We start from the raw sequence: 2838 nt of genomic DNA, 5'->3' as shown, positions 1-2838 counted from the left end.
GAGCGCGCCGCGAAGCTTGGCGACGCCGCCGGCAAGGGCTCGCTTACGGCATTGCCCGTCATCGAGACGCAGGCCAACGACGTGTCGGCCTACATTCCGACCAACGTGATCTCGATCACCGACGGGCAGATCTTCCTCGAGACCGACCTCTTCTATCAGGGCATCCGGCCGGCCGTGAACGTCGGCCTCTCGGTGTCGCGCGTCGGCTCCTCGGCGCAGACCAAGGCGATGAAGCAGGTCGCCGGCAAGATCAAGGGCGAGCTGGCGCAGTATCGCGAGATGGCGGCGTTCGCGCAGTTCGGCTCCGACCTCGACGCGGCGACGCAGAAGCTGCTCGCGCGCGGCGCGCGCCTCACGGAGCTCCTGAAGCAGCCGCAGTTCTCGCCGCTCAAGATGGAGGAGCAGGTGGCGGTGATCTTCGCCGGCACGCGCGGCTACCTCGATCCGCTGCCCGTCCCGGCGGTCGGCAAGTTCGAGGCGGGCCTGCTCACGGCACTGCGCGACGAGAAGTCGATCCTGTCGGCGATCGCCGCCGAGAAGGCGGTCTCGGACGAGACCGAGAAGAAGCTCGTCGCGTTCCTCGACAATTTCGCGAAGAACTTCGTGGCCTAGCGCCATGTGTCATCCCGGACGTGCGTCAGCACGATCCGGGACCCAGGGCCACCTGGGAGACTGCTGCCCCTGGGTCTCGGCTCTTCGCGGCTTCGCCGCTCGGCCGGGATGACAGGGAGGGGAGCCGAAGAAAACAAGGGTAGCAAGGCGCCATGCCGAGCTTGAAGGATCTCAGAAACCGGATCTCGTCCGTCAAGGCGACGCGCAAGATCACCAAGGCCATGCAGATGGTGGCCGCGGCGAAGCTCAGGCGCGCGCAGGAGGCGGCGACCGCCGCGCGTCCCTACGCGGAGCGCATGGATACCGTGCTCGCCACCCTCGGCCAGAGCGCCAACCGCGACAATGCCTCGCCGCTGCTTGTCGGCACGGGACGCGAGCAGACGCATCTCCTGATCGTCATGACCGCCGAGCGCGGCCTCTGCGGCGGCTTTAACTCCAACATCGCCAAGCTCGCGCGCGCGGATGCGCAGCGGCTCATCGCCGAAGGCAAGACGGTCAAGATCCTGACGGTAGGCCGCAAGGGCGCCGACAACCTGCGGCGCGACCTCGGGCGCAACATCGTCGAGCGGCTCGACCTGCGCGGCGTGCGGCAGCTCGGGTTCGGCAACGCCGAGGAGATCGCGGGCAAAGTGCTCGCCATGTTCGAAGCGGGTGAGTTCGACGTGGCGACGCTCTACTTCTCGGAGTTCAAGAGCGTGATCACGCAGAAGCCGACGGCGCTTCAGCTCATTCCGGCGAAGCTGCCAGAGGGAGGTGCTGCTGCAGCGCAGGGCGACAGCGCGCGAGCCGTAGTCGAATACGAGCCCGACGAGGAGCAGATCCTCGGATACCTGCTTACGCGCAACATCTCGACGCAGATCTTCCGGGGCCTGCTCGAGAACGCGGCCTCCGAGCAGGGCGCGCGCATGAGCGCCATGGACAGCGCGACGCGCAACGCCGGCGAGATGATCAACAAGCTGACCATCAAGTACAACCGGCAGCGGCAGGCGAACATCACCAAGGAACTCATCGAGATCATCTCGGGCGCGGAAGCGCTCTGAGATCAGCCGCGAGGAGGTGACGATGGCCTACAAGACAACAGCGACGACCAAAGGCGGCCGCGACGGCCGCACGATTGTCGAAGACACCAAGCTCGCGCTCGCCATGGCGCTGCCCAAGGATCTCGGCGGGTCGGGCGAAGGCCACAATCCCGAGCAGCTCTTCGCCGCCGGATACTCGGCGTGCTTCGGGCAGGCGATCCTCGTGCTCGCGAAAAAGCATGGTCTCGACGGTCAGGCAGCAAAGGTCACCGCCGACGTGACGCTCCACACGAACGACGGCTTCTCGCTCGCCGTCGATCTCAAGGTTTCGCTTCCCGGCGCAGACAAGGCCGCGCTTCAGGCCCTGGTCGAGGAAGCGCATACGATCTGTCCCTATTCAAAGGCGACGCGCGGGAACATTCCCGTGACGCTCACGGTCGCCTGAGCATTTTGGCTGGAGAGAAAAATGGCAAGCAAGGTAGGTAAGGTTCGCCAGGTCATGGGCGCTGTCGTCGACGTGCAGTTCGACGAACATCTGCCGGAGATTCTGAACGCGCTCGAGACCAAGAACCAAGGCAACCGCCTCGTTCTCGAGGTTGCGCAGCACCTCGGCGAGAACACGGTGCGCACGATCGCCATGGACTCCACCGAAGGCCTCGTGCGCGGCCAGGAGGTCGTCGACACCGGTGCGGCGATCTCGGTGCCGGTCGGCGAGGAGACGCTCGGGCGCATCATCAACGTGATCGGTGAGCCGGTCGACGAAGCCGGGCCGGTCAATACCAACGCCGTGCGCGCCATCCACCAGCCGGCACCTGCCTTCGCCGATCAGGCGACGGAAGCGCAGATCCTGGTCACCGGCATCAAGGTCGTCGACCTGCTGGCGCCGTATGCCAAGGGCGGCAAGATCGGCCTGTTCGGCGGCGCCGGCGTCGGCAAGACCGTGCTCATCATGGAGCTGATCAACAACATCGCCAAGGCGCACGGCGGCTACTCGGTGTTCGCCGGCGTCGGCGAGCGCACGCGCGAGGGTAACGACCTCTACCACGAGATGATCGAGTCCAAGGTCAACGTGGACCCGAAGAAGAACAACGGCTCGACCAAGGGCTCCAAGTGCGCGCTCGTGTACGGCCAGATGAACGAGCCGCCGGGCGCGCGCATGCGTGTCGCGCTGTCGGGCCTCACGGTCGCTGAGGATTTCCGCGACAAG

2 protein-coding genes and 2 pseudogenes are annotated in these 2838 nt (G+C 66.0%); all 4 read left to right on the top strand.

Annotated features, from left to right (window positions below; genetic code table 11):
- Positions 1-612: pseudogene (locus tag IT540_RS13830) on the top strand (F0F1 ATP synthase subunit alpha); the annotation flags it as partial.
- 152 nt (positions 613-764) lie between these two features.
- Positions 765-1652: a F0F1 ATP synthase subunit gamma gene (locus tag IT540_RS13825; protein WP_291178942.1), complete on the top strand. Its 888-nt coding sequence runs from the start codon at positions 765-767 to the stop codon at positions 1650-1652.
- A gap of 22 nt (positions 1653-1674) precedes the next feature.
- A complete protein-coding gene (locus IT540_RS13820; protein ID WP_291178938.1) occupies positions 1675-2076 on the top strand; it encodes an organic hydroperoxide resistance protein in 402 nt (133 codons plus the stop codon).
- 21 nt (positions 2077-2097) lie between these two features.
- Positions 2098-2838: pseudogene (locus IT540_RS13815) on the top strand (F0F1 ATP synthase subunit beta); the annotation flags it as partial.

The sequence above is a fragment of the Hyphomicrobium sp. genome, from assembly GCF_020852195.1.
Classification (GTDB): Bacteria; Pseudomonadota; Alphaproteobacteria; order Rhizobiales; family Hyphomicrobiaceae; genus Hyphomicrobium_C.
Note: the sequence above shows the minus strand (reverse complement) of the source record. Positions and strands in the feature narration are given on the sequence as shown.